Raw genomic sequence first — 5,310 nt, forward strand, 5'->3', positions numbered from 1 at the left:
CCCGTCAAGGCACGGAAACTTTTGCTGTTGTCTTTATGGTCATGGTAATTCATGTTGCAAAGGTACGCGTATGCGCGATATATAACAAATCTAAATTACATAAACTCTATTTCCTGACAATAAAAATTAAAATAAAGGAACACCTCTAAGAAATAGCCCATCAGATTCTACAACACAAATAGAACTTGTTACCATACAAAATGGTCCAACTATGATTTCTGGAACAGCGAGCGCTTCCACATTCTGTAGAAGTAACAGTTCTTCTTTTGCATTCTGCTTAGATGACGTTGTTACAAATCCCCAACTAACAATAAACAACAAAGATATTAATACACAACCTACTCTTTTCATAGTTTACAAATATTTTATAGCATTTTTTCCTGTACAACCACCCCATCCCCAGTCTTTACATATACCTGGAGCATAGATAGCACAATCTGAACAATCACCATCACTTTCTCCTCTAGCCAGTGCTTCTACATTAGATAAAGCTATATCAGATAACATCTCTTTTTCTTGTGCACGATAAAGCGTAATGCCTGCTACCACAATCAATGCTGTCGAAAAAATCAATTTCAAAATAGTTGTTTTCATAATTAAATTCGTTTAAAGTTATTATTCAATTCAATTCGTTTTTTCATCTGCGAAGCCGCAAATCACCGATTTGCGAATCTTCTGTTTTCTTCTTAACTTTGCAACGGTCTGTCCTCCTTTCTATTTTAGGGTTTGACTGGAGTGGGAACATACAGGTTGTCTTCCAAACACTTTCTGTATTGTTTCCACTCCTTATTATATATGATATCATTATCTTTTGCATCCGCATGGATTAGTTGGCGCATTCGGGCGTATGCGATACGCCCCTACAACGAATGGAAGAAACCCAATTGTCAATTGTCCATTGTCAATTATCAATTGCTTACCGCTTCTCCCGTCACACTGATGCGCAACGGAGCATCTGCCGTGTTGCAATACACGTCTACCGTCTTGCGGAAATGACCTGCCTCATCCGCCTCGTAAATGATGAGCAAGGTGGTTTCCTCGCCCGGACGCAAAGGACGCTGGCTGTATTCCACACGCGTGCAACCGCAAGAAGTATCAACCCCGTGTATCACCAAAGGAGCATCACCCGTGTTCTTCAGCGTCACCTTCCGTTCTTTCTTCTCCCCCATCGGGAAAGAACCGAATTGCACGTCCCGTTCGCTTAACGAAGCAGAGGTCTGCTTCGTACCGGTTGTTGCGGAACGCTTGCCGCCGATGATATTCAGGTAAAGTTCCTTCACCTGCGGATTATGGACGGGATTGCCGATGGCAACTACCCGGTTGTCCTTATCAAGGAGGAAAGTCTGCAGAGCCATCTCCGAAGGGAAACGGTTCACGCGGTTGAAAGCATCCTCACGGTCGAAACACACCGGATAGGTAAAGCCATCGCGTCGTGTCAGATAGGTTAACTCGCGTGCATCTTTCGGATGGAAAAAGAATACATAAGACAACTTTTCCTTTCCGAACAACGAATCGGTCTCCGCTATCAACTGTTTCCACTTGGGCAACTGCAGCTTGCAGCTGGCACAACCCAGAGAATCGACATACGTCACAATGCGGTAAGGAGCAGACTGCCAGCGGAAATCTACCGTGTCCCTGCCCTGTACCGTAAACACCGCTTGCGCAGGAAAAGCGATTTCCTTCCCATCCCATTCCTGCACCAGGCGAGTCAGGCGTTCCTTATCAGATTCTTGACAGGCTGCCAGCAAAGACAGCAACAGTAAGAATATACCTGTTTTCTTCATAGCTTTGGTAACATTTGGTTACAAACGGAAAGTACCTGTATAAACCGTTCCGTCTATTTCTATCCGCAACTGATACGTACCTACCGGCATACCGCCAAGGTCTACCGTCACGCTTTGCGTATGGAAATAGGCCCGTTGATAAACCATCGTTCCATTCATCTGACGCATAATCGAAACCACCGCTTCTCTGCTTTCGGGCATCGAAACAGACAATTTTGATTGGTCAAGGAATGCACGAGGTTCTTCCATTAATGAACTGGGTTTTGGACGCCCTTCTCCATTTCCTATGCTTTGCTGTAATTTTATTTCTGTATTCGTATTAGTGATTTGAGCAATACAGAAAGAAACCGTCATTAGCATACACAATAAAGCAATCAGTTTTGTTTTCATAAGTATTTCATTTTTTGTTTCCACAAAATTCTGAAAATTGATAAAAACAGCCAAATATTTTGCGTGACAATTTCCGTTACAGCGTTACAACGAGCGTTACACTTCTTCTGTATCTTGCTGGTTTATAGAGGAATGAAAGAAAAGCCCGAATGTCTCTTTTGATAGTTTCTCTTTCAAGCGATGCTTGCGGGTACGCAGGGTGTTTTCCTTACATCCGATGCACGCGGCTATCAGACTGGTAGGATAATTCATAAGAGAAAGCAGGCAAAACAGCAAGTCATCTTTAGTGATTTGGGGATGCTCCGCTTGCAGCCGTTTCACGAGTTCATCAAACAGGGCGAGGATTTCTTTTTGGAACACTGCCTGTTCTTTTTTCGAGAAAGGCTTGCCGTTGCCTTTCTGTATGGCATTGATTCGCTTTTGCCATACGGTCTCTTGAAACTGTCCGATAAGTGTTTGCGTTTCTATGGCTGCTATCTCTTGGCGCATCGTTTTCCATGCTTCAGGGTTCCGCCGGTTCTGTTCAGCTACATATTCTTTGATTGCCGCCAATCGGTCTGTGACTAACTGTTTCTCTAATAGCAAGTAGCGGCGTTCCCGACGCTTGATGAAAAGGAAAATGCCGATGCCGCATAACAGAAGCGTGATGAAGACACCTACACATAAGTAAATGGTGTTTTCACGTCGGTTAGCCTCCGCCTTTTGGCGGCTCATTTGTTGCAGATATTGTTCGGTCAGTCTCCCTATTTTATCGGTTTGCCGCAAGGCATAAAGCGAATCTTTATAAATATGGAAAGAATCGACATAGACGAAAGCCAAAGCCGGGTGTTCTTTCCGATGCAACTGTAACAGGTTATAAAATGCCATAGTCCGGGTGATGATTTGCGGATCTTTTGTTGCTTTGAGGAAATAGAAAGAAGCCGAATCGACATTACCTTCTTCTTTGAAAAGCACAGCTTTGTTGTAAAAATCATTGCCGTAAGTATCAACTATTTCCTGCAGGTAAACTTTAGCCTGTTGACGATTGCCGGTCAAACGGGCATGCAGGCACAATTGCCTGATGATATACCTTTCGTAGGATTTATTTTCTAATTGGCGGGCGAACGAAATGGCTTCCTGATAATAATGGTAAGCACTGTCGTATCGATTCAGCAACATAAAGATGTCTCCCAAGCTGTACGCGGTGATGTAACAATCCAACGTATCAGAATGTGTGTCTACATACTTCTGCATTTCCCGGTAATGTAACAAGGCTTGTGAGTAGCAGTCAGTTTTGTGATATAAGTACCCCAAGTCGTAGTTCACCAACATCCGTGTACGGTCTTGCGTTTGTGAGGGCAAAGCGGCAAGTGCCTGCAGATTGACCTTCAGGGCAAGGGTGTCGTTGCCTTGCTGCTGGTAGATGCGTCCCAAGAGGAAATAGCTTTTGGCAAGCGGGATGCCGGGAGCCTGTTTGCTGTAATAGCCGAGGGCAATCTTTATCAACGAATCGTTCGTTCCTATCCGGCCCTGTTTGTTCAAGGCTTCGGTATAGAGCAAGGCATAGTCTGCCCGCGCCTTTCCTTGCAAACAGTCGGGGCGGGCTATCTGCCCGAGCAGGTCCATTACCGAATCAGGTTGTGCGGTATGTAGGGAGGCCTCGTGCAGCAAAGCCCAATCGTTCTTACCTCCTCCTTGGCGGCAGGAACAAAACAACAGACAGAAGAAAATCAGTATCACGTGTTTCATGCCTACAAAGATACAAAATAAATAAGTTTGTTTCAGCAGATGCGAATCAATGTATGATTAAAAGGCTCAGTATCTGTCTCAGGCTGTCTTACTTTTACGTTCTCCATATCAAAACCGTACGGTTTCCATATCGAAAACGTACGATTTCCAATTGGAGAACGTACGGTTTTGATATGGAAACCATAAAAGGATGCTCTCTGGATTGATAATACAACCCGATTAGAGACTTAAACTTTGCGTGGTATGAAATTGTGCATGGTATCATATCAAAATTCTCTGTCCTTTCTGTAATCGAGGTAGTATCATCTGTAATTCATTTACAAAAGAATGGGAAGAATGTTGTAATTTTGCACCCGAAGAAAAACAACCAAATAACAAATATACTATGCAGCTGATTAAAGACAAAGAATTCGGGGGCGAACGCCCGCTGTTCGCCTCGCACGACCTTCACTTGGATAACGTGACCATCCGCGAAGGAGAATCGGGCATCAAAGAGTGCAGCAACATCGTAGCAACCAATTGCCGTTTCGAGGGGAATTATCCGTTCTGGCACGTACACGGCTTTACCATTGACAATTGTTACTTTGCCGTAGGCGGACGCTCGGCATTGTGGTATTCCGACCATTTAATCATGAAAGATACCGTAATCGACGCCCCGAAGATGTTCCGTGAAATGAACGACATTGAGATAGAAAACGTACAGATGAACGATGCCGACGAAGTGTTCTGGCGGTGCAACCGCATCCGCGTGAAGAACCTCCGCCTGCACGACGGTACCTATCCGTTCATGTTCAGCAACGATATTTATGTGGACGGGCTGGAAAGCGACAGCAAGTATGTATTCCAATACGTGAAGAACGTGGAAATCCATAACGCGAAGATTACGACGAAGGACGCTTTCTGGGAAGTGGAGAACGTAACGATTTACGATTCGGAACTGAACGGTGAGTATCTGGGCTGGCACTCGAAGAACCTGCGCCTGGTTAATTGCCACATCTCCGGCGAACAGCCTTTGTGTTATGCCGAAGACCTGGTGCTGGAGAACTGTACTTTCGACCCGTCCTGCGACCGCGCCTTCGAATATTCTACCCTGAACGCCGACATCCGCGGGGCTATCACCAACATCAAGAACCCGATGTCAGGACGCATCATAGCAGACAGTATCGGCTCCATCACACTGGATGAAAACATCAAAGCTCCAGCCGATTGCGTGATAGAAACAAGGTAATAAAGAATTTTCACCACAGATTACACAGATTGATAAAATCATTTCCTCCGTATAATGGAATAATTATTTTTTTAGAAGCTGTTTTGAATTTATCGTGCGATGATTTGGGATGAGTTTTTGAGGCATTTTCGCTTCTGTGATGAGGAAGATAGCGGGCTATCTGACGAAGAACAGAAGCGG

The 5,310-nt window shown here is 44.6% G+C and carries 6 protein-coding genes; 1 reads left to right on the forward strand and 5 read right to left on the reverse strand.

Annotation, left to right across the window (positions count from 1 at the left end; genetic code table 11):
* Positions 1–126 precede the first annotated feature (126 nt).
* From B5F78_RS16950 to B5F78_RS15800, 5 genes are all read right to left on the reverse strand, one after another.
* Complete coding sequence (locus tag B5F78_RS16950) at positions 127–351, reverse strand: hypothetical protein (RefSeq protein WP_140400209.1); 225 nt, start codon at positions 349–351, stop codon at positions 127–129.
* A 3-nt stretch (positions 352–354) separates the two neighbouring features.
* Positions 355–594 (reverse strand): NVEALA domain-containing protein, encoded by a 240-nt coding sequence (locus tag B5F78_RS15785; protein ID WP_087251521.1) that lies wholly within the window; start codon positions 592–594, stop codon positions 355–357.
* Positions 595–908: 314 nt separating this feature from the next.
* Positions 909–1,784: a DUF1573 domain-containing protein gene (locus B5F78_RS15790; RefSeq protein WP_087407180.1), complete on the reverse strand. Its 876-nt coding sequence runs from the start codon at positions 1,782–1,784 to the stop codon at positions 909–911.
* An 18-nt stretch (positions 1,785–1,802) separates the two neighbouring features.
* Positions 1,803–2,174: a DUF3244 domain-containing protein gene (locus B5F78_RS15795; protein ID WP_140400210.1), complete on the reverse strand. Its 372-nt coding sequence runs from the start codon at positions 2,172–2,174 to the stop codon at positions 1,803–1,805.
* A gap of 96 nt (positions 2,175–2,270) precedes the next feature.
* Complete coding sequence (locus tag B5F78_RS15800; protein WP_087407181.1) at positions 2,271–3,902, reverse strand: tetratricopeptide repeat protein; 1,632 nt, start codon at positions 3,900–3,902, stop codon at positions 2,271–2,273.
* Between the two features lie 385 nt (positions 3,903–4,287).
* On the opposite strand from B5F78_RS15800, the gene B5F78_RS15805 reads away from it, so the two are divergent.
* Complete coding sequence (locus B5F78_RS15805; protein WP_013619161.1) at positions 4,288–5,130, forward strand: DUF3737 family protein; 843 nt, start codon at positions 4,288–4,290, stop codon at positions 5,128–5,130.
* Positions 5,131–5,310 lie beyond the last annotated feature (180 nt).

Origin of the sequence: Bacteroides sp. An279 (assembly GCF_002159615.1) — a bacterium.
GTDB lineage: Bacteria > Bacteroidota > Bacteroidia > Bacteroidales > Bacteroidaceae > Phocaeicola > Phocaeicola intestinalis.